This is a genomic window from Burkholderia sp. PAMC 28687, assembly GCF_001577465.1.
Taxonomy (GTDB): domain Bacteria; phylum Pseudomonadota; class Gammaproteobacteria; order Burkholderiales; family Burkholderiaceae; genus Caballeronia.
Window position 1 is genome coordinate 2198879 of the sequence record NZ_CP014505.1, and the last position, 20339, is coordinate 2219217.

Annotated in this window: 18 protein-coding genes; 8 read left to right on the plus strand and 10 right to left on the minus strand. The window is 61.3% G+C overall.

From position 1 onward, the window contains the following. Positions 1–249 precede the first annotated feature (249 nt). Positions 250–1713: a cytochrome ubiquinol oxidase subunit I gene (locus tag AX768_RS10205; protein WP_061999859.1), complete on the plus strand. Its 1464-nt coding sequence runs from the start codon at positions 250–252 to the stop codon at positions 1711–1713. Then, entirely contained in the window at positions 1710–2714 is a 1005-nt protein-coding gene (gene cydB, locus AX768_RS10210) for a cytochrome d ubiquinol oxidase subunit II (protein WP_172811942.1), read from the plus strand. The genes AX768_RS10205 and cydB overlap by 4 nt, the downstream gene beginning before the upstream one ends. A 4-nt stretch (positions 2715–2718) precedes the next feature. Here the strand turns inward: cydB and AX768_RS10215 are convergent, their stop codons facing one another. From AX768_RS10215 to AX768_RS10225, 3 genes are read right to left on the minus strand one after another with little or no spacing between them, the layout of a single operon-like run. Then, entirely contained in the window at positions 2719–3189 is a 471-nt protein-coding gene (locus AX768_RS10215) for a hypothetical protein (protein ID WP_061999860.1), read from the minus strand. Between the two features lie 27 nt (positions 3190–3216). Next, a complete protein-coding gene (locus AX768_RS10220; protein ID WP_061999861.1) occupies positions 3217–3780 on the minus strand; it encodes a peroxiredoxin in 564 nt (187 codons plus the stop codon). Between the two features lie 50 nt (positions 3781–3830). Beyond that, on the minus strand, positions 3831–5156 hold the full coding sequence (locus AX768_RS10225; RefSeq protein WP_082771296.1) for an EAL and HDOD domain-containing protein: 1326 nt from the start codon (positions 5154–5156) through the stop codon (positions 3831–3833). Positions 5157–5167: 11 nt separating this feature from the next. On the opposite strand from AX768_RS10225, the gene AX768_RS10230 reads away from it, so the two are divergent. The 3 genes from AX768_RS10230 (at position 5168) to AX768_RS10240 (ending at position 9300) form a co-directional block, all read left to right on the plus strand. Beyond that, the gene (locus AX768_RS10230; protein WP_144022169.1) at positions 5168–5353 is read left to right on the plus strand and encodes a hypothetical protein; all 186 of its coding nucleotides are present in this window, start codon (positions 5168–5170) and stop codon (positions 5351–5353) included. Positions 5354–5639: 286 nt separating this feature from the next. Next, positions 5640–7592 (plus strand): putative bifunctional diguanylate cyclase/phosphodiesterase, encoded by a 1953-nt coding sequence (locus AX768_RS10235; RefSeq protein WP_082778879.1) that lies wholly within the window; start codon positions 5640–5642, stop codon positions 7590–7592. A gap of 232 nt (positions 7593–7824) precedes the next feature. Continuing rightward, positions 7825–9300 carry an HDOD domain-containing protein gene (locus AX768_RS10240; protein WP_061999863.1) on the plus strand — a complete coding sequence of 492 codons (1476 nt, stop codon included), beginning with the start codon at positions 7825–7827 and terminating at the stop codon, positions 9298–9300. A gap of 24 nt (positions 9301–9324) precedes the next feature. Here AX768_RS10240 and AX768_RS10245 read toward each other — a convergent pair whose 3' ends face one another. Further along, positions 9325–9777: a hypothetical protein gene (locus AX768_RS10245; RefSeq protein WP_061999864.1), complete on the minus strand. Its 453-nt coding sequence runs from the start codon at positions 9775–9777 to the stop codon at positions 9325–9327. A 191-nt stretch (positions 9778–9968) separates the two neighbouring features. Then, the gene (locus AX768_RS10250) at positions 9969–11561 is read right to left on the minus strand and encodes a methyl-accepting chemotaxis protein (RefSeq protein WP_062000920.1); all 1593 of its coding nucleotides are present in this window, start codon (positions 11559–11561) and stop codon (positions 9969–9971) included. Between the two features lie 309 nt (positions 11562–11870). Here AX768_RS10250 and AX768_RS10255 point away from each other — a divergent pair, with 309 nt between their 5' ends. The 3 genes from AX768_RS10255 to AX768_RS10260 all read left to right on the plus strand — a co-directional run bounded on the left by AX768_RS10255 (position 11871) and on the right by AX768_RS10260 (position 14072). Continuing rightward, a complete protein-coding gene (locus tag AX768_RS10255) occupies positions 11871–13124 on the plus strand; it encodes an MFS transporter (RefSeq protein WP_061999865.1) in 1254 nt (417 codons plus the stop codon). A gap of 139 nt (positions 13125–13263) precedes the next feature. Continuing rightward, positions 13264–13569: a hypothetical protein gene (locus tag AX768_RS31960; RefSeq protein ID WP_231941256.1), complete on the plus strand. Its 306-nt coding sequence runs from the start codon at positions 13264–13266 to the stop codon at positions 13567–13569. Then, positions 13548–14072, plus strand: a complete 525-nt coding sequence (locus AX768_RS10260) for a helix-turn-helix transcriptional regulator (RefSeq protein ID WP_061999866.1) — start codon at positions 13548–13550, stop codon at positions 14070–14072. The genes AX768_RS31960 and AX768_RS10260 overlap by 22 nt, the downstream gene beginning before the upstream one ends. Before the next feature lie 40 nt (positions 14073–14112). Here the strand turns inward: AX768_RS10260 and AX768_RS10265 are convergent, their stop codons facing one another. The 5 genes from AX768_RS10265 to AX768_RS10285 all read right to left on the minus strand — a co-directional run bounded on the left by AX768_RS10265 (position 14113) and on the right by AX768_RS10285 (position 20228). Then, the gene (locus tag AX768_RS10265) at positions 14113–16008 is read right to left on the minus strand and encodes a propionate--CoA ligase (protein WP_061999867.1); all 1896 of its coding nucleotides are present in this window, start codon (positions 16006–16008) and stop codon (positions 14113–14115) included. 123 nt (positions 16009–16131) lie between these two features. Beyond that, a complete protein-coding gene (locus AX768_RS10270) occupies positions 16132–16557 on the minus strand; it encodes a hypothetical protein (protein WP_061999868.1) in 426 nt (141 codons plus the stop codon). Between the two features lie 89 nt (positions 16558–16646). Then, positions 16647–16922 (minus strand): hypothetical protein, encoded by a 276-nt coding sequence (locus AX768_RS10275; protein ID WP_155524222.1) that lies wholly within the window; start codon positions 16920–16922, stop codon positions 16647–16649. Between the two features lie 181 nt (positions 16923–17103). Next, a complete protein-coding gene (locus AX768_RS10280; RefSeq protein WP_062000922.1) occupies positions 17104–17856 on the minus strand; it encodes a 5'-methylthioadenosine/adenosylhomocysteine nucleosidase in 753 nt (250 codons plus the stop codon). A 2-nt stretch (positions 17857–17858) separates the two neighbouring features. Continuing rightward, the gene (locus AX768_RS10285; protein ID WP_062000921.1) at positions 17859–20228 is read right to left on the minus strand and encodes a UvrD-helicase domain-containing protein; all 2370 of its coding nucleotides are present in this window, start codon (positions 20226–20228) and stop codon (positions 17859–17861) included. Between the last annotated feature and the right edge of the window lie 111 nt (positions 20229–20339).

Sequence of the window (20339 nt, forward strand, 5' to 3'; positions counted from 1 at the left end):
CCCCTGAACGAAAATTGGGGCCGTCCCCGGTGTGATCGATGCGTGCGTGGTCGTCCACGCAGCGTGTAATGAAAGCGTAATTATATCAACGATGACAAAACGCCGCATGTGACGCGTTTGATTACGCTGTTACGCGGCTCGCCGGGTTCTCATTCAGAAGGCGCCCTAAATAAAACCGTCGTTTATCGAAATTCTGGTTTAATCTAAGTCGTCAAGCGCGCCATAGAAAACTTCTCATGCGGAGTGTTCATGGAATTAGATGCCGTTTTGCTGTCCCGTTTTCAATTCGCGTGGGTCATTGCTTTTCACATCCTGTTGCCGGCGTTCACCGTTGGCCTGTCGTGTTTTATCGCGACACTGGAAGTGCTTTGGTGGGTGACCAAACGCGACGTCTACAGGCGGCTCTCGGCGTTCTGGCTCAAGATATTCGCGGTGTCGTTCGGCATGGGCGTGGTGTCCGGGATCGTGATGCCGTTCCAGTTCGGCACCAACTGGAGCCGCTTCACCGATGCCACCGCGAGCGTGATCGGCCCGCTGATGGGGTACGAAGTCCTCACCGCGTTTTTTCTCGAAGCCGCGTTTCTCGGCGTGCTGCTCTTCGGCCGCAAGCTCGTGCCGCAATGGGCGCACGTGTTGGCCGCGTTTTTCGTGGCGTCGGGCACGGTGATCTCGTCGTTCTGGATTCTCGCGGTCAATAGCTGGATGCAGACGCCGCGCGGCTACAAGATCCTGCCCGACGGCCGCTTCGAAGTGACCAGTTTCTTCGACGCCATCTTCACGCCCTCCTTCCCATACCGCCTCGGCCACACGGTCAGCGCTTTTCTCGTCACAGCCGCATTCGTCATTCTGGGCGTGGGCGCCATGTACTTGCGCCAGCGACGGTCGCTGGAAGAAAGCCGCGTGATGACCAAGATGGCGCTGATCTTCCTGATGATCATGGTGCCGGTGCAGATGGTTATCGGCGATATGCACGGTCTCAATACGCGCGAGCACCAGCCCGCAAAACTCGCCGCCATGGAAGGACTGTGGGAAACCGGATCGCGCATTCCCGCCGCCATCTTCGCCATTCCCGACCAGGAGAATGAACGCAACCGCTTCGAAATATCGATACCCGTGCTCGGCAGCATTTATCTCACGCACGATCCAAACGGCGTCGTGCAAGGGCTGAAAGACTTTCCGCGCGAGGACCGGCCAAACGTTGCCGTGGTCTTCTTCGCGTTCCGGATCATGGTCGGCATCGCCGTGCTGATGTTCGTGCTGGTGCTCTCCGGCATCGTGCTATTTGCGCGCGGCAAGCTCGAAACCAGCCAGCGCTGGCTGCGATGCGCCACGTATGGCATGCCGCTCGGGTTTATCGCCGTGCTGGCCGGCTGGACCACCACTGAAAGCGGTCGTCAGCCGTGGACCGTCTATGGCCTGATGCGCACGAGCGATTCGGTTACGCCATCATTGAAGGCCGGCGATGTCGGGCTCTCGTGGCTGCTTTACGTGCTGGCGTACATCGTGATTTTCGGCTCCGGCTACATCCTGCTGCGACGCCTCGTGCGCCTCGGTCCCGCCGACGAACACATCGAAACCGATCACGACCTGCTGCAACCAGAGACACGTGCGGCGCGGCCTTTATCGGCGGCATCGGCGAGTGCTGCGGGGGCTTCGGGCGCGGTCAAAGCCGTCCGGGCCGACGATGTCGTTCCGCCAGCCAGGAGACCATGATGCTCGACCTCGTGCCGATGTGGGCCGCCATCCTGGCGCTTGCCGTATTCATGTACGTGCTGCTCGACGGCTTCGATCTCGGCGTCGGGATGATGTTCCTGCTTCGCCGCGACCCCGTAGAGAGGCAGTTGATGATCAACTCGGTCGCCCCGGTCTGGGACTTCAATGAAACGTGGCTGATCCTCGGCGGCGGCGGCTTGCTGGCGGTGTTTCCGCTGGCGTTTTCGATCATCGTGCCGGCGGTTTATTTTCCGATCCTGCTGATGCTGCTCGGGCTGATCTTTCGCGGCGTCGCCTTCGAATTCCGCGAGGTGGTCGGCGCGCGCAAGTGGATCTGGGACGGCGCGTTCGGATATGGATCGCTGATCGCGACGTTTTCACAGGGCGTGGTGCTCGGCATGTTCATCCAGGGCTTTCCGATACACGGCCGCGTTTTTATCGGCACGAGCTGGGACTGGATCGCGCCGTTTCCGCTCTTGACGGGCATCGGGTTGATCTTCGGTTATGCGTTGCAGGGCACGACGTGGCTCGTGCTTAAAACCGAGGGCGAACTGCAGGAATGGGCGCGCCGCATGGCAAAGAAGGTGTTGTTCGGCGTGATCGCGTTCATCTTGCTGATCAGCATCTGGACGCCGCTCAAGGACGCACGGATTTCGGAGCGCTGGTTCAGTTTTCCCGCAAACTTCGTGTTTGCGCCGGTGCCGGTGCTGACAGTACTGCTCGTATGGACGTTATGGTCGGCGCTCGGCAAGAGAAAGGAAGTCGTGCCGTTCATGTGTTCGATCGGCTTGTTCTTCCTCGCGTTCACGGGCCTTGTGATCAGCTTGTGGCCGTTTATTGCGCCGCCATCGGTGACGTTATGGGATGCGTCCACAACGCCGCTTTCACAGCAGTTTTTGCTCATCGGAACGATGTTCCTGCTGCCCGTGATCGTGCTGTATGTGGTCTGGTCGTACTGGGTATTTCGCGGCAAAGTGCGCGGTGACATGGGTTACCACTAGGCGGTCACAGTTTCTGATCCGTGGCCTTTTGCAAGATCCGGCTCCACTTGTGCGCCTCGCGGCGATCGCGCATGGGCAGTATCCACTGGGCTTGCGTGGTGTCGGCGACTTCGAGCACGACCTGCCACGCCTGGCCCGCAGAACCTGCTTCCATGCGCGCGCCGCGCAGGTCGGCAAAGATGTACATGCCGGTGCGCTCACCCACGCGAATCTCGCACAGGCGCTTGACCGCCGCCACCCTTATACCGCCCCAGTCGCCCTTGATCTCGTGCGTCCAGTCGCCGTCGCGGACATTGGGGGTGACTTCTTTCCATCGGAACCAGAAGTAGGCGGCAACGGCCACCACGATCAAACCCGCCACGATCGCGGCGCCGAGGGCAACGCCGAAACCGAACGCCGCCGAGATTTCGTGGAAGGACCAGAACGCGCCGTAAATCACAGCGACAAGAACGACAAGTGCAACGATGATCGGCATCGGCAAACAACCTCGAGTGCAAGGGATTTACTGCGTCTTGTGCTTCGCGTTCCAGTCCTTCAACGCCTGCAACGTATTCGCTACGTGCTGGTCCGGCGAGAGACTCGTGTATTCGTAGATCACCTTGCCATCGGGCGCGATCACGTATGAAACGCGGTTTGCCATGGAGTTGACGAGCGGCATGGACGCGTCATATTGCTTGATGATCTTCGAGTCGGCATCCGCGGCAACCGGGAATTTGCTGCGGCACTCGCTCACCGAAAACTTCTTCAGTGTGTCGATGTTGTCATGCGACACGCCAATCACGGTTGCGCCTTGCGCCTTGTATTCATCGACGGCATCGGCGAATTCATGCGCTTCAATCGTGCAGCCCTTCGTGAATGCGGCCGGATAGAAGTACAACACGACCGGACCCTTCTTCAACGCGCTCGCGAGTGAATAGTCGAAGACATTCCCGCCCAGCGACGCCTGCGTCGTGAAAGCCGGCGCCTGATCGCCCGGCTTCAGGGTTGCATAGGCAACCAGCGCATAAGCCCCGAGCGCGGCGCCTAGCGACAAACCCAGCAACTTCCCCGCAAACTTTCGTTTCATGACACTCCCTTCGTTTTGATTGCGTATTTTGTTCGGGTAATACGTGCGCGCTACTCCACCCGATGCGCGCCGAACCACGTGGCGGCCTCGAACTGCAACTCGGCAAGCACGACCGGCGTCAATACAGCAAACCCGGCATTCGAGCCGGTACTCGAATCGAGCTCCGGCGCATCGCCCCGTTCGGCTGCCTGCGAGATCCGCAACAACGCGCCAAGCGGTCCGCTGCCTTCAACGATCGCGTCGCAAATCTCCCTGGACAACTTCAGCAACTGGATGATCTCGACGGGCGGCAGATCCACGACCACATGCACGAGCGAAAAGATGCCGGTCATGAAAGCCGCATCGGCGAATTCTTCATTCGATGGCTGCATGACGCGCGCCGCCAGCTCCATGAAGCGCGCACGTGTGCCCACGAGCTGCACGAGCGGGTCCGAGCGCCACGGCAAATGGCGTCCATCGGCGTACAGCAGCAACTGCGTCCAGCGTGAAATCTGCCGCGTGCCGGTCGCCGCAATCGCCTCGCGCAGCGACGAAACCGGACGTGCCAGCTTGAACGCGCTTGAATTGGCAAGACGCAGCAACTGCACGACCACATTTGGATTGAGCTTGAGTTCGGCTTCGAGTTCCGCAATCCCGGGTTCGCCCGACAACACGCCGAGCAATCGCAACAGCGCGGTGCGCGATGGATTCGAGCGTCGCGTCACGAGCACCTGCGGACGCGCGAAGAAATAACCCTGGAACAGGTCGAAGCCGAGCTTGCTGGCTTCATCGAAGTCCTGGTGGGTCTCGATCTTCTCTGCAATCAAGGTCTTGCCGTGACGCTTGAGCGTGGCCGCGAGCTCCGGAATATGGGCACGGTCGGCGGCAAGAAAGTCGATCTTGACGTAATCCACGTAAGGCAGCGCTTCGTGCAGCGGTTCGGTCAGCGCGACGACATCGTCGAGGGCGAACTGAAAGCCTGCCGCGCGCAATTGCTCGCAGCGCTTGAAAAGCCTGGCGTCGAAGGTGACGGTTTCGAGGATTTCGAGCACGAAGCGCTCGGGCGGCATGATGTGGACGATGTCATCGAACAGCAGGTCGCGGTTCATGTTCACGAAGCCGCGATGATCGCCGAGCACGGCCGACAGACCGATCTCACCGACCGTTCGCGCCACGACATGAGCTGTGGCCTGGACATCGTCGAAAATGCGCGCGCGATTGTCGGGGCTGTCGCGAAAAAGCAGTTCGTACGCATGCAGCGCGCCCTTGCGATCGATGATCGGCTGGCGCCCCAGATAGACACTTTCCGGTTCGCGGGGTGCGGACGAATCAGCGGACAGGTCAGCCTGTCCATCAGCAGAATCGCCTGGCGGTGGCGTGCGATCAACCGGCTGCATTGATCGATCCGATGGCTTCATTCCGTGCCGCGTGCTTGCAGGCGTACCCCGGACACGCCGGAGACCGGCGCGGCGTGATGCTGGCGTTGGCGGCGCGCGGCTTGTGGTCCGGCTGTGACGATCGGCTTGGGGACACGGTCATGGCGTACGGCAAATGGAACGGTAACAACTGGATAACGGCGACGGAGGATGAATGATTCGTGCCTCCTCCAGCCCCACTCTACCCCAAATCCGGGTAGTGACAAATTGCTTCAAACCCGCTGGCATGAAGGCTTTCAGCCGCGCGGCCATTCTTCTAAAGAATTCAGCGACACAACCGTTAACTTGCAAAGAACAGTCCGACTCGCGGCTGCCGGCACTTCCGGCGGCTTGCGTCAGCATCGCCGGCAATTCTCCAGCACTACGATGCGGCGCGCGCGCCGGACAGCGCGTGCCGCGCTTCCGAAGGCCAGGCGCGCGTTCAGACAGGCCAAACCAGACAACATGCAAGTAAAACGGACACGCGCTCAGCGCTTCAATGCATGGCTTGCCGTCGCCGCCCAGACCCGCAGCGCAGTGCGCCGGGCTGCCGCGACGCTGGCCGCAGCCGCGCAAGCCAGTTGCATTCCCAAGCTCGCTACCGTCGATGCTCCCGCCGCCGGTGTGAAACCGTATGTGCCGCTTCCGCTGAACGCAGTGCGGCTCGTCCAGGTTTCGTCGGCGCGCGGCGAAGACGCACATCCAGTCGCCGCAATCGACGCGCCCGAGCGGGTCCCATCAGGCGTTGCAAACGAAGCGACGCTTGCCGCCGTCGACTTTCTCGCGCAAGTGGATGCGTCGCTGCAGGTCGGCTATGTATCGGAGAGAAGTGTCGAGTTCCTCGGCTATCACCGTGACTACCTGAGCTCCTTGACGCTTCACGAGCTGGTGGCAACGGAGGAAATCGATGAACTCGATGCCCTCGTCGTCCGTGCACGGCAAAGCGGCAAGCTGGAGACAGCGACACTCCACTTGCTCAAGTCGCTGACAACGCCGATTCTTGTCGAGCTGCGGATCCTCTCGACGCCCGACGACGGCTTCGCCGTCTCCGCCTTCGAAGTCTCGCACTGGCGTGAGACCGAAGCCGCCTTGCGGCACGCGCTCAATCACGATCCGCTCACGGGCCTGGAAAACCTGACAGCCTTGCAAGCGGCACTCGATGCCGCCCAGGCCGAAGCCGTGCACACGCAAACGCACGCGGCGCTGCTGCGGGTGGATATCGATGATTTCCAGCGCATCAACCGTGCGCTCGGTTACGACGCCGGCGACGACATGCTGCGCGAGACCGCACGCCGGCTGCAGCATGCGGCGCGTGCGGGCGAGCGCGTGGCGCGGGTTTCGAGCGACGAATTCGCCGTATTGATGGCGGCGGGGACGGCGCACGAAGCAATCGCAGCGGCCGAAGATCTCGGCCGGCGTTTGCTGAGCGCGGTGGCGCAGCCCTATAAATATCGCGGGCAGCACACGCATTTGTCCGCGAGTATCGGGGCGGCGATCTACCCCGATGCCGTCGAGCATACCGGCAGCAGCCTGTTGCGCATGGCCGATCATGCGCTCGCCCAAGCCAAGGGCTCAGGCGGCAATATCGTCATGTTCCATGCGCCCGACAACGATCCACGCGACGCCGAACGCCTGAACCTGGAAGCCGATTTGTACGAAGGCGTGCGCAACGGCGAGTTTGCGCTGCATTTCCAGCCGATCACCGAAAGCCGTCACGGCGGCGTGGTCGGCGTAGAAGCGCTGATCCGCTGGCAGCATCCGGTGCATGGCCTGGTGCCGCCGGCGGCTTTCATCTCGCTGGCGGAATCGATTGGCCTGATCAACTATCTCGGCAACTGGGTTCTGAAAGCAGCGTGCATGCAACTGGTGCAGTGGGACAAGGACGGCATCAGGCTGGATTACGTGTCGGTGAACGTGTCGCCGCAGCAGTTCCGCGACAAACGCTTCACCCAGAACGTGAAGGACGCGCTCGAGCTGACGGGCCTGGACCCGAGCCGGCTGGTCTTCGAAATCACCGAAAGCCTTTTGATGCACGATCCCGAAGAAGCCACGCTGCTGCTGGAAACGCTGGCGGCGCTCGGCATCCACTTTGCCGTCGATGACTTCGGCACCGGCTATTCAAGCCTGTCCTATTTGCAGCGCTTTCCGCTTTCGAAGCTCAAGATCGACCGGAGTTTCATCGAAAACTTGCTGACGTCCCGTAATAATCGGGCGATCGTCACCGCCGTGGTGGGACTCGCCAAATCCCTCGGGCTGGAACTGGTCGCGGAAGGCGTCGAGACGCAAGCGCAGCGTGATCTGCTGATCGAGATGGGCTGTGATCAGATACAGGGCTGGCTGATCAGCAAGGCGCTTCCCGCCACCGAACTGAAGCGTTGCTTTGAGGATAAAACGCTCTTTCTCCAGGCGTCTTTATGAGATACCGTCACGTGGTACGGCAAGTCTCGCGTCTCGCTTAAAGCTTGTGTGCTGTTGCGCCGTTATAAGGCATAGACGCTACGGACTTGCGTACCTGACTCATGCAAGTTTTTCCGCGCATTACACATCGGCTGAGTCAAACGCGCGTTGCCGGCCTCAACACCGCCAACGCGCCCGACCCAAGCTGGCTCAGCCAACTGGACTGGAACCTGCAAGGCATTACACCAATCGCATGGCAAGCAATACCAAAGCCGAATTACTGGACAAACTGTGGGCGCGCATGAGCGAGCGCGGGGATTTCCCCATGCTCTCGCAGGCCTTGCGCACCACGGTATCCGCCATGGGCGACGACGACCTGGACTTTACGGCCCTCGTCCAGGTCGTTCTGTCTGACTTCGGCCTCACGCAGAAGGTGTTGCGGCTCGCCAATTCCGCGATGTACATCTCGTTCGGCGGCAACATCACGACCGTCACGCGCGCGCTGATGGTCCTCGGCATGGACGCGGTCGGCCATCTCGTGGTCGGGCTGAAACTCGTCGATCACTTTCATCACAGCGCGCCGCGCCGTATCGATGCCAAGCTCGAACTGAACCGCACCCTGCTCTCCGGCGCGGTCGCGCGGCAAGTGACCGAGCGCAGTGAATTCCGTACATCGGAAGAAGCGGTGGTCTGTACGCTGATGCGGCAGATCGGCAAGCTCCTGGTTGCGTTTTATCTCGAGACCGAATGGGACCAGTTGCGCCGCAAAGCCGCCGCCGAGCACATCAGCGACAGCATTGCATGCGGCGCGCTGCTGGGCGTCACATTTGAGGAAATCGGCATTGAGGCCGCGGACCGCTGGCATTTGCCGGAGACCATCCGTACCGGCATGCTCACGCGCGACCCGCTTGCACCGATCGACGAAAAAACGCCGCGCCACGTGCGCTGGCTGCAGGCAGTCACGAACTATTCCACTGAAGTCGCCGATGCCCTCACCGCGCAACATGTCGATGAAGCCCATCGCGAGAATTCGTTGATCGACATTGCGAACCGCTACAGCCGCGCGCTTGCGACCGATGCGGCGACGCTTGCCGAGATGAGCCTCGCGCTTGCGAACGAGGATTCGAACGATGGCGTGATGCGCGAGATCGTGGAACTGCGGGCGGACGCCGATGCCATCGCGCGTGCGGAGTTGTCGGCGGAAGCGCGGATTGCGGCGAGCCTCGACGACTTGCGTTCGCTGCCATCGAAGAACGCATTGGCGCCCGTGCTCGCGCTTGCGTCCGAAGCCGTGCTCGCCGGGCTTTCGTTTTCGCGCACGGTCGTGTTCGTGCGTCAGGTCAACGATGAATTCCAGGCGCGGCTTGGACTCGGCCCGGGCGTGGAATCGCTGTTGCCGTCGCTGACATTTCCGGCGGCGTTCCAGCCGGACGTGTTCCATCTGGCAATCTCGAATCCGGTGGGGATTTTTATCGAGAATGCGCGCGACCCGCGTATCGATGCACGTCTGCCGCGCTGGTTCAAATCGTCTTTCAGCGATGCCCACGCGTTCGTCCTCCTGCCGGTGAAGGCAAACGGCTCGACGGTGGCAATGCTTTACGGCGACTGGACCGACGCGGATCACGTGCGGAAGATCACATCCATGGAAATGTCCGCGTTGAACGACCTGATGCGAGAGCTAAGCCGTTTTTTTAGCAACGCCGACTGGAAAGAAATGGAATTGATCTAGTCGGCGCGGCCGGACCTGGCCCGGCTACTCGCGCCAGAGGATTGCAACCGCCTGATCCCCGTACTCCACGATGTAACCCCCATGCTCGCGCTGCCACTCACGGCTTTCAGCAGCGCTTGCAAACCACACTTTTTCGTAATCTCCGAAAGCGCCGGCATCGAAGCGGTATCTGTCGATGACGGCGGGCGCTTGCGTATCCACCACGGCTTGACAGGCATCCCAGCCAAAATGTCCCAGCTCGACGGCGAGCATGTTCAGCACATGCTTGAGCTGGATCGCCGCGCGCTTTTCGTGCAGTTGCGTAAGCGTCGTTGCCTCGCGCATCACGCCCGCTGCGAGCAGACGGCGAAGGACGGGCATCGCGGTGCTCGTGCTTTCTCCGCGGGCGAGACGAAGCAGCCGGCGCGCATGGCGTCGAAGGAACTCGGTATTGCATGAATCTGTATTGGCAGTGCGAGGTGCGGATGTCGACCACATGACGTTTCTCCTTAATGCGCCGTTCTCGCTGCGGCTCAAGGTTCAACGTTGCGGTTTATCCAGATGAAGAGATAACGCGTGACAGGTGCTTTCACTTTCGCGAGACCGGGCGCCCTGCCGCGCCCGTCGCGAATTCTAGAACGAAGACCTGCTTTCGGGCAAGCCTTCGTTCTATCGAATACAACGTTACATCACTTCAACTGAAACTTGCCGACGAGTTGTTTCAACGCGTGCGCCTGATCGTCGAGCGATTGCGCCGCGGCCGCCGCCTGTTCGACGAGTGCCGCATTTTGCTGCGTGCCGGCGTCCATCTGCGTGACCGCGTGATTGATCTCTTCGATACCGCTGCTCTGCTCCGCCGACGCCGCCGATATCTCGCCCATGATGTCCGTCACGCGCTTCACCGCGCGCACGACTTCGTCCATGGTCGCGCCGGCTTCGTGGGCGAACGTGGAGCCATCGGATACACGCGAGACCGATGTATGGATCAAACCCTTGATCTCCTTCGCCGCTGCCGATGACCGTTGCGCCAGGCTTCGCACTTCACCCGCGACGACCGCGAAACCACGCCCTTCTTCGCCGGCCCGCGCGGCTTCCACAGCCGCGTTGAGCGCGAGGATATTCGTCTGGAACGCAATCCCTTCAATCACGCCGATGATGTCGCCAATGCTCTTCGCGCTGGCGTTGATCTGCTCCATGGTCGCGACCACGCGGCCCACGACCTCGCCGCCCTTCTCCGCGATCTCCGACGCGTTGTGCGCGAGCGAGCTGGCCTGCTTCGCGTTCTCGGCGTTCTGGCGCACGGTGGACGTCAATTGCTCCATGCTCGACGCTGTCTTCTCCAAGGCAACGGCCTGCTGTTCCGTGCGCTGCGACAAGTCCACGTTGCCTTGCGAGATCTCACCCGATGCCGATGCAATCGCCTCCGCGCTCGCCGCAATTTCGCCGACCGTCGTCGATAAACCCGACTGCATGCCCGAGAGTGCATAGAGCATGCTGGTGTTATCGCGCTTGGCAATGGTGATGCGGTTCGACAGATCGCCCGCGGCGATGCGGCTTGCGATCTGCATCGCGTAGACGGGTTCGCCGCCGAGTTGCCTGGAAAGACGCCGCACGACCCATTCGCTCACGAAAAACGCCAGCGCGATCAGCGCCAGCGTCAACACGGCAACCATCACGAACGACACGTGATAAATCGATGAAGCGGTATCGATGGTCGCCTTCGCCGCCACTCCGCGCTGCTCGATCAGCACGTTGACGAGTTTCTCGAGCTTGCCGGTCGCCACCAGCAGCGATACGTCCTGCATGCCGACCTGCCAGTTCATCTGCGACAAGTCGAGCGGCTGTTCCTTCATCAGCTTCACGAACGCGCGCAAGTCGCTGCTCCACGCGCCAACGGCTTTCGCCAGCGCCTTCTGGCCGCCGGTTGGATCGGCGAAACCTTGCAACTGGGTTTGATCGCGGCCAATGTCGGCCAGCGCATGTTCTATGTCCGCGCCGAGTTCGTCGCGCTCCTTCGCCGTCGTCGCGGTCAGCAACATCTTTTGCGAGCGGCTCGCGCGCAACATGGCCGCGCGCAGGTCCTCGGCCGCGCGGCTCGCCACATACCCTTCGCGATAAATCGATTCCGTCGAGCCGTTGAGCCGGCTGATCTGCGTCAGCGCAATCACGCCGATAACCAGCGTCCCGATCAACAGCAATGCGAAGGCGAGCCGCAGCGATGCTTTGACGGACAGCGAACGGCCGCTTGTCCCGACGGCCTGATGCAGCGAAAGCAATTTCATCGATTGAAATCCCAGGTTTGATTGGTCACTCGCGTAACAAACCGCCTTGTGAGCGGCAAGCGCGAGTACATCAATGGTCAACGGCGGGAACCGGCAGTTCTTTAGCGCTGTTTTCAGCGTTTCTTGCAAAGCCGGCTTTGATGAGCAAAACGCATGGAAAACCCGAATGAGATCGGCATCTACTGTCCTGTTCGCGACAAAACTTGGCCGGACAATGGATAGAGGACACTTTAAAATTACAAAAACGGGTTATCTGCTTCAGCTCAGGTGGATAACGAATGCAACGCGAGACCTCCCCAGCCCTTCACCATGCAGACGAGTATCGATAAAAACGCGCTTGGCGCCGCGCCGTCCTTGAGTCCGGCGAGTTCGTCGATCACGGCCGTTCCCCGCACCGTATTTTCAGTATTGGGCGCGATCAGTTTTGCGCATTTGCTCAACGACATGATCCAGTCGCTGATCCTTGCCATTTACCCGATGTTCAAAAGCGAGTTTTCGCTTTCGTTCGGGCAAATCGGGCTGATCACGCTGACGTACCAGATCACGGCGTCGTTATTGCAACCGCTAGTCGGGCTTTACACCGACAAACATCCGAAACCGTATTCATTGCCCATTGGCATGGGATTTACGCTGTGTGGCCTGTTATTGATGTCGATGGCAGGAAGCTTCCCGGTCTTGCTGATCGCGGCCGCGCTTGTCGGGTGCGGTTCGTCGATCTTCCATCCGGAATCATCGCGTGTGGCGCGCATGGCGTCGGGCGGCCGGCACGGCCTCGCGCAATCGGTGTTTCAGGTCGGAGGCAATGCGGGCAGTTCCCTCGGGCCTTTGTTGGCGGCATTGGTCATCATGCCCCACGGACAACGCAGCATTGCATGGTTCTCCGCCGCCGCGCTGCTTGCAATCGTGGTGCTGTTCGGCATTGGCCGGTGGTATCAGAGCCATCCTGCAGTCAGGAAATCGCGTCATTCCGCCGTGGTTTCTGCATTGCCTCGCAAAAAGGTGATGATCGCGATGACAGTCCTGATGCTGCTCACGTTCTCGAAGTATTTTTATCTCGCCAGCATCAGCAGCTATTTCACCTTTTATTTGATCAGCAAGTTTCATTTGGCCGTAGAGACGGCGCAGGTTCACCTTTTCTGGTTCCTCGCGGCAGTCGCGGTAGGCACCATTGTCGGCGGCCCTGTTGGTGACAAGATCGGCCGCAAGGTCGTGATCTGGGTATCCATCCTGGGCGTCGCGCCCTTCACCCTCATGCTGCCGTTCGCCAACCTGTTCTGGACCGGCGTGCTGTCCGTTGTGATCGGGCTGATCCTGGCGTCGGCGTTCTCGGCCATTCTGGTCTATGCGACCGAACTGGTTCCCGGCAAGGTTGGCATGGTTGCGGGGCTCTTCTTCGGCTTTGCCTTCGGCATGGGCGGAATCGGCGCGGCAGTCCTTGGCCATCTGGCTGACGCGACGAGCATCGACTATGTCTATAAGGTTTGTTCGTTCCTGCCGCTGATCGGAGTCCTGACCATCCTGTTGCCCAATACCCGCGAGAAACCGGTATCGGCGCACACGTGATGCTCCCGGTCGCGTGAGCAGGACAGGCACACGACCGGCGAAAGCACGACTCCAAGACGAGTTTTCGTTTCGATGTTCCAGCGCCGCCTCTGGTTGTCACTTGACAACCAGAGGCGGCGCTTCTATTATGGAGCTACGGATGACTCGTTCAAAGCATCACAAGAAGGAAATTGAAGAGGCACTGCGGCATGCTGAATCACACGGCTGGCGCGTTGAAGAAGGCGGAAGCCATGCTTGGGGACGGATGTACTGTCCATTCAACGAGGCCACCTGCCGTTGCGGCGAGTTTTGTATCACCAGTATCTGGAGCACACCTAAAAACGCTGTCAATCATGCGCGGGCTTTAAAACGCGTAGTGGACAACTGCGCGATCCAGATGGAAAAGCCTTCCCATCAAACAGTGGTCTTATTTAAAACGACGCCATGGAATACACGTTCACATTGAAATACCGGCTCTCGGAAACCGACTGCGATCACGAGGAGTTGATTGGGCGTCTTGCCGCCGCCGGATGCGACGACGCGCTGATTGGCATTGGACAACCGGGCCGCATCGCGCTGGCATTCACCCGGGAAGCGGACAGCGCGGAAGCCGCGTTGATGAGCGCGCTGAAGGACGTCAAGTCAGCCATTCCAACGGCCGCGCTCGTGGAGGCATCGCCTGATTTTGTCGGCCTGACGGACGTCGCCGATACCATCGGTGTCACGCGCCAGAACATGCGCAAGCTGATGCTCGCGAATCCCTCGACCTTCCCCTCGCCGGTTCATGAAGGCAGCGCCGTGGTATGGCATCTGGCGGAGATCCTGGACTGGCTCGACGCTCGCGGAACGTATCAACTTGAGCAAGCCGTGCACGAAGTCGCGGCCACCACCATGCAGATCAACCTGGCGAAGGAATCAGTGCATGGATCGCCGAAGACGCAATCGGTGCTGCAGAAGCTGGTTCGTTGAGAAAGCCGAAGCGTTCCGGGCGGCGCACCCGGAACCGCGGTCATTGGCGTGTCAAAGCCTCTTTCACCTGCACCAGCGCTCCGGCATCTTCGATCATCGGGAGATCACCCGGGTCGCGGCCTTCAGCGAGTGCCGCGATCGCGCGCCGCAGTAGTTTGCCTGAGCGGGTCTTCGGCAGCATCGCGAGGAAATGCACACGGGCGGGACGGGCGATCGCTCCCAACTGTGAGTCGACACTGCGCGCAAGCTCCGCTTCAAGCGCTTCGCGGGCGCCTTCTTGGTCCAGCGCCTGGACATCGCGCAACACAACGAATGCGAGCGCGACCTGACCTTTGACCGGATCGGCAACGCCTACAACCGCCACCTCGGCCACCGACCTGTGACTGCTGATCGCTTCCTCGATCTCACGCGTGCCCAGCCGGTGTCCGGCCACGTTGATTACGTCGTCGGTGCGACCGAGGATCGACACGTAGCCGTCTTCGTCGGTTACCCCCCAGTCGAAGGTCGAGTACAGCTGTTGCCCGGGAATGCTCTGCCAATACGTCTTGATGAAACGAGAATCGTCGCCCCATACGGTCTGCATGCAGCCCGGCGGCAACGGATAATCGAGCGCGATCACGCCCTTCTCTCCAGGCGCGCAAACCTCACCGGTTGCTTCGTTACGCACGGTCAATGCGAAGCCCATCGATGGCACGCCGGGAGAACCCAGTTTCGGCGGCAACGGTTCGATCCCTCTGGGAATCGCGATCATGGGCCAGCCGGTTTCGGTCTGCCAGTAATTGTCGACGACCGGTTTTTTCAGCGCGCTCTGGATCCATTGCGCCGTGGGCTCATCGAGCGGTTCGCCGGCCAGGAAGAGCGTTCGCAGACTCGATAAATCCGCTTGCTCCATCAGCTTCGGGTCCTGTTTCTTCAGCACGCGCAGCGCGGTCGGCGCGGTGAACATCAGGTTGATCTTGTGCTGCTCGATGATGCGCCACCAGATCCCGCCGTCGGGGCGAACAGGCGTGCCTTCGTACATGACCGTGGTCAGCCCGGCAATCAGCGGCGCGTAGATGATGTAGCTGTGCCCGACCACCCAGCCCACGTCGGAAGCGGTCCACATGGTGTCGCCAGGTTTGCCCTGGAAGATGTGTTCCATCGATGCCGCCAGCGCCACTGCATAGCCGCCCACGTCTCGTTGCACGCCCTTCGGCTTGCCCGTCGTCCCCGACGTGTAGAGCACGTACGAAGGTTCGTTCGACTCCAGCCATACGCATGGAACCTGGGCATCGAAGAATTGTGCGCGCAGCGGTTCGTATTCGACCAGATACGGCGCCTGCAACCGCTCAGGCGCGAGTTGCCGGTCGATCAGCAACACGTTTGCGACCTTGTGTTCGGCGCGCGCCAGCGCTTCATCCACGAGCGGCGTGTAGTCGATCACCCTGCCCGCACGCGCGCCGGCATCGGCGGTGACGATCAGAACGGGCGTCGCGTCGTCGATGCGCGCCGCCAGGCTCGGCGCCGCAAAGCCGCCGAACACGACCGAATGAACCGCGCCGAGCCGTGCGCACGCGAGCATGGCGAACAGGGCTTCGGGGATCATCGGCAAGTAGATCAGCACGCGCTCGCCCTGCTTCACGCCAAGGGAGCGCATCACGGCGGCCATGCGATTCACTTCAGCGTGCAGTTCGGCGTAGGTATAACGCCGCTCGATGCCCGTTTCCGTCGATACATATACGAGCGCATTCTGTTCGCCGCGCGAGGCGAGATGACGGTCGACGGCGTTGTAGCAGAGATTGGTCTTGCCGCCGACAAACCAGCGCGCAAACGGCGGATTGCTGCGGTCGAGGACCTGATCGAATGGCGTTTCCCAATGGATGCGCCGTGCCTGTTCGCCCCAGAACGATTCCGGATCGTCGATCGAACGGCGGTGAGCTTCACGATAAGTCGGCATTCGAACCTCTGTCGGGTAGCGGAATCGCCGCAGCCGGATCATCCGGGCGCGGCGAATTGCACCTGAGCATAGTTCAGCCGTCAAGGCCGTGCTAGAGAGGGACGGCCCTGATTCGTGCGGGTGTCACGGCATCTGAAGGCGGGGTTTAGCGATGGAAGGCGGTTTCGAGAGGTCCGGGCCCGAGTGCTTGAGCAGCACCGGCGCGAGTTCGTTTGCGACCCGCATGCCCGATACCACGACCAGGCGCAATCCGCTGCCGCTGCACATGCCGCGCACGATCTCCCGCGTCGATGCACGGGCCTCGATGCGCGGTTCGATCACGATCAGGCCGCGGCAGTACATTGCGAGGGCGCTCCGGTTCGATCGCAGCCATGCGGAGCGCAGGCGCAGATCGTCGGCGGGTTCGTCGGCGCAATACTCCGCGACGATCACGAACGGCGCTTTCAGCGCAAGCAGACGCTGCATATCGGCGCCCCAGGCAAATGCGTAGCCGGGCTGTACCGAGCGGCGGCGCAACCGCACGAGCGGGAAACGACTGGCGTCGTGCATGCGCTGATTCGGGACATCTGAACGATGGATTGTTTGCACTGCGGGCGTTGCCAAGGTGGCCGGCGTCGCAGTTTGAGATTGGGTGGCGATCACAGCGGTCTCGTACTCCAGAAATTCATTACCAGCGTCAGGTTGGCGATCATCGGGCGGTGCTGAAAGCGCGGCCGGCGAGCTTGCCTGGCCGTGTCTCCGAGCTGCGGCGTTGCGTTGCCGAGCCACGCATGGCGGGTGGTCTCGACCACACGTGCAGCGTTAGTGGATATAACCAGCGCTGCCCGGCCGGAATCAGACAGCGAATCAGCCAGCGAATCAGGCAGCGATCCGGGCGCGAAGCCGGTCAATCTATCGAGCGTCGTTTGGGTCAAAGTGGACCTCCTGTCGTCCGATGTATTGTAATTGCGAATCATTCTCAATTACAAGCAGGATTTTCGGGGCAGGACCGATGCAAAAGATCTGGGATCTTTGGTGAGCAACGCCGATGCGCGAAGCGCCGCCATGAGCGGGGCTACGGCCGTTGGAAAGACAAGATGAGGCGGATTGCCGCGTTCAGACGCGCGCCGTCAAGAAGCGCCGCAGAATCCCCGACGAATACGCGCCGCCGAGCGCGTGAAGGAACTCGAGGAATGACTCGGGCGCGTCGGCATCGGCGGTATCGGATACGGTGCGCACCACGGCGCACGGCACGTCGTGTTCGTAACAAACCTGGGCGAGCGCGGCGCCTTCCATCTCGACGGCGAGCGCTTCAGGCAAAGCGGCGCGAAGCGCGTTCACCTCGGCATGACTCGATACAAACCGGTCCCCGCTCACAATCAGCCCGCGATGCAACCGTGGAGGATGCACACCGAAACGCGCCTCGAGCGCCGCGTGTTCATCGGCGAGAAAGGCGGTGCAGGCGTGGGCCAACGCGTCGCTGAGCCCGGCGTTCGCGGCAAAACGCGCCATGCCGAGCAACGGCACCTCGAAGCGCGGAAACAGCGGCGACGCGTCCAGATCGTGCTGCATCAGCGTATCGCCGATCACGATATCGCCCACGCGCACGTCTTCCCGAACACCGCCCGCGACACCCGTGAACACGATGGAATCGACGCCGAACACGTGGATCAGCGCGCTCGCCGTCGCGGCCGCGGCCACTTTGCCCACGCGCGCCAGCGTTACCACGCACGGCACGCCATGCGCCGTTCCGACGTGATATTCGCGCCGGCCGATGATCTCGGTGCGGACATTCCCGGCAAGGCGCATTGCATCTGTCAGATCGCCCAGTTCCTGCGGCAACGCCGCCATGATGCCGAGCCGTTCCATCTTCATTCCACTGCCTGCAGTTTAGCCACCGCCAACGCGAGCCATTTCTCGCCATGGCGTTTGAACCGGACCTGGGCTTTCGCGTCCGTCCCTGCTCCTTCCAGCGCGATCACCGTGCCCTCGCCGAACTTGTTGTGGAACACGGGCTGGCCGATCTTGAATCCGGTGTCAGCCGCGCGCTGGTTGTTGGCGAACGCGGGCAACGGCTTGCCGGCATCCGGGTCCGTGTAAGCGGCGCGTTCTCCGCGTTCCTGCCCCGGACGCGCGAACCAGTCCCGGCCCCAGCCGGCGTTATCGGCCCGGCCGCCCCAGCGCGCGCCTGCTTCCACTTTGGGCGTGAGCCATTTGAGCGACTCTTCCGGAAGTTCATCGAAGAAACGGGAGCGGATGTTGTAGCGCGTCTGGCCGTGCAACATCCGGCTCTGCGCAAACGACAGATACAACCGCTCCTTCGCCCGCGTGATCGCCACATACGCGAGACGCCGTTCCTCTTCGAGCCCGTCGCTTTCCTGCGCGCTGTTCTCGTGCGGGAACAAACCCTCTTCGAGCCCCGTGATGAACACGGCCATGAACTCCAGCCCCTTGGCTGCGTGCACCGTCATCAACTGCACGGCGTCCTGGCCGGCTTGCGCCTGGTTGTCGCCGGCTTCGAGCGATGCATGCGACAGGAAACCCGCCAGCGGCGTCATGGTGTCGGGGTTTTGCGCAGGATCGGCGGGACTCTTGGGATCGAGCACATCGACAGCGGGATCATCCGTCGCCACGCCGATTTCCGGCGCGTTGGTCGCGCCCGGGCGCAGCGGAATGGAACGCGCGGGGGTATCGAGCCCGTAGCCTTCTTCCTGCACGAATGCAGCCGCCGCGTTCACCACTTCCTGCAAGTTCTCGAGCCGGTCCTGGCCTTCGCGTTCATTCTCGTAATGCGTCGCGAGACCGCTCGCGCGGACCACGTACTCCACCGTTTCCGGCAAGCTCATGTGCTGTGTTTCGGCGCGAATCTTGCCGATCAACTGCGCGAAATTCGCGAGACTCGAACCTGCCTTGCCGGCCACGTAGGGCACGGCCGCGGCCATTGAACAGTTGTAGAGACGGGCGGCGTCGGCGAGTTGTTCGATCGACCTGGCGCCGATTCCACGCGTCGGGAAATTCACGACGCGGGAAAACGCGGTGTCGTCGTTGGGGTTGTCGATCAGGCGCAGATACGCAAGCGCGTGCTTCACTTCCTGACGCTCGAAAAACCGCAAGCCGCCATACACGCGATACGCAATGCCCGCATTCACCAGCGTATGTTCGATGGTTCGCGACTGCGCATTGCTTCTATACAGGATCGCGATCTCGCCACGCGCCGCCCCTGCATGAATCAGCGCCTTGATCTCCTCGACGATCCACCCGGCTTCCTGCGTATCGGTCGCGGCTTCGTACACGCGCACGGGTTCGCCGTGACCGGCATCGGTGCGCAGGTTCTTGCCGAGCCGGCGCGAGTTCTTCGCGATCAGGAAGTTGGCGGTATCGAGAATATGACCATGCGAGCGATAGTTCTGCTCCAGCTTGATCATGTTGCGCACATGGAATTCGCGCTCGAAGTCATGCATGTTGCCGACGTTCGCGCCACGGAATGCGTAGATGGACTGGTCGTCGTCGCCCACGGCGAAGATGGCGTTATGCTCGCCCGCCAGTATCTTGAGCCACGCGTACTGCAGCTTGTTCGTATCCTGGAACTCGTCGACCAGAATATTGCGAAAACGCGCCTGGTAATGCGCGCGCAGCGGCGGATTGTGCGCGAGCAACTCGTAGCAGCGCAGCAGGAGCTCGGGGAAATCCACCACGCCTTCGCGCTGGCATTGCTGCTCGTACGCCGCGTACAACTCGACGAACTTCATGTTGAAGGCGTCGGTCGCGTCGACGTCTTTCGGACGCAGCCCTTGTTCCTTCGCGTTGTTGATGAAGTACTGGAGATTCTTGGCCGGATATTTTTCGTCGTCGATATTCAGGCCCTTCATCAGCCGCTTGATGGCCGAAAGCTGGTCTGCAGTATCGAGGATTTGGAAAGCCTGGGGCAGGCCGGCATCGCGGAAATGCGCGCGCAGCATGCGGTTGCACAGGCCGTGGAAGGTGCCGATCCACATGCCGCGTGTATCGATGGGCATCATGGCCGTCAGCCGCGCCATCATCTCTTTTGCGGCCTTGTTCGTGAACGTGACGGCGAGAATGGTCTGCGGCGACGCATAACCCTGCTGGATCAGCCACGCGATGCGCGTGATCAGGACGCGCGTCTTGCCGCTGCCCGCGCCCGCCAGGATAAGCGCCGGCTCGTTTGGCAACGTGACGGCGGCAAGTTGTTCGGGGTTCAGATTGGCAAGCAAATCGGGCATGGGCGAGTCTTCCGGTGGGTCGAACATTATAAGACCGCGCGGGCGGACACGTTTTCGAAACAACCGCTTTGAAGCGCGCTTGGCGCTCGATTGAGGCTGATCAGGCGCGCC

Coding starts and splice junctions, on each gene's coding strand:
- AX768_RS10230 (WP_144022169.1), top strand. CDS start 5,168: ATGGCTTCATTCCGTGCCGCGTGCTTGCAGGCGTACCCCGGACACGCC.
- AX768_RS10255 (WP_061999865.1), top strand. CDS start 11,871: ATGCAGACGAGTATCGATAAAAACGCGCTTGGCGCCGCGCCGTCCTTG.
- AX768_RS10220 (WP_061999861.1), bottom strand. CDS start 3,780: ATGAAACGAAAGTTTGCGGGGAAGTTGCTGGGTTTGTCGCTAGGCGCC.
- AX768_RS10205 (WP_061999859.1), top strand. CDS start 250: ATGGAATTAGATGCCGTTTTGCTGTCCCGTTTTCAATTCGCGTGGGTC.
- AX768_RS10245 (WP_061999864.1), bottom strand. CDS start 9,777: ATGTGGTCGACATCCGCACCTCGCACTGCCAATACAGATTCATGCAAT.
- AX768_RS10280 (WP_062000922.1), bottom strand. CDS start 17,856: ATGGAACGGCTCGGCATCATGGCGGCGTTGCCGCAGGAACTGGGCGAT.
- AX768_RS31960 (WP_231941256.1), top strand. CDS start 13,264: ATGACTCGTTCAAAGCATCACAAGAAGGAAATTGAAGAGGCACTGCGG.
- AX768_RS10265 (WP_061999867.1), bottom strand. CDS start 16,008: ATGCCGACTTATCGTGAAGCTCACCGCCGTTCGATCGACGATCCGGAA.
- AX768_RS10240 (WP_061999863.1), top strand. CDS start 7,825: ATGGCAAGCAATACCAAAGCCGAATTACTGGACAAACTGTGGGCGCGC.
- AX768_RS10250 (WP_062000920.1), bottom strand. CDS start 11,561: ATGAAATTGCTTTCGCTGCATCAGGCCGTCGGGACAAGCGGCCGTTCG.
- AX768_RS10215 (WP_061999860.1), bottom strand. CDS start 3,189: ATGCCGATCATCGTTGCACTTGTCGTTCTTGTCGCTGTGATTTACGGC.
- AX768_RS10285 (WP_062000921.1), bottom strand. CDS start 20,228: ATGCCCGATTTGCTTGCCAATCTGAACCCCGAACAACTTGCCGCCGTC.
- AX768_RS10235 (WP_082778879.1), top strand. CDS start 5,640: ATGCAAGTAAAACGGACACGCGCTCAGCGCTTCAATGCATGGCTTGCC.
- AX768_RS10225 (WP_082771296.1), bottom strand. CDS start 5,156: ATGCAGCCGGTTGATCGCACGCCACCGCCAGGCGATTCTGCTGATGGA.
- AX768_RS10260 (WP_061999866.1), top strand. CDS start 13,548: ATGGAATACACGTTCACATTGAAATACCGGCTCTCGGAAACCGACTGC.
- cydB (WP_172811942.1), top strand. CDS start 1,710: ATGATGCTCGACCTCGTGCCGATGTGGGCCGCCATCCTGGCGCTTGCC.
- AX768_RS10270 (WP_061999868.1), bottom strand. CDS start 16,557: ATGCACGACGCCAGTCGTTTCCCGCTCGTGCGGTTGCGCCGCCGCTCG.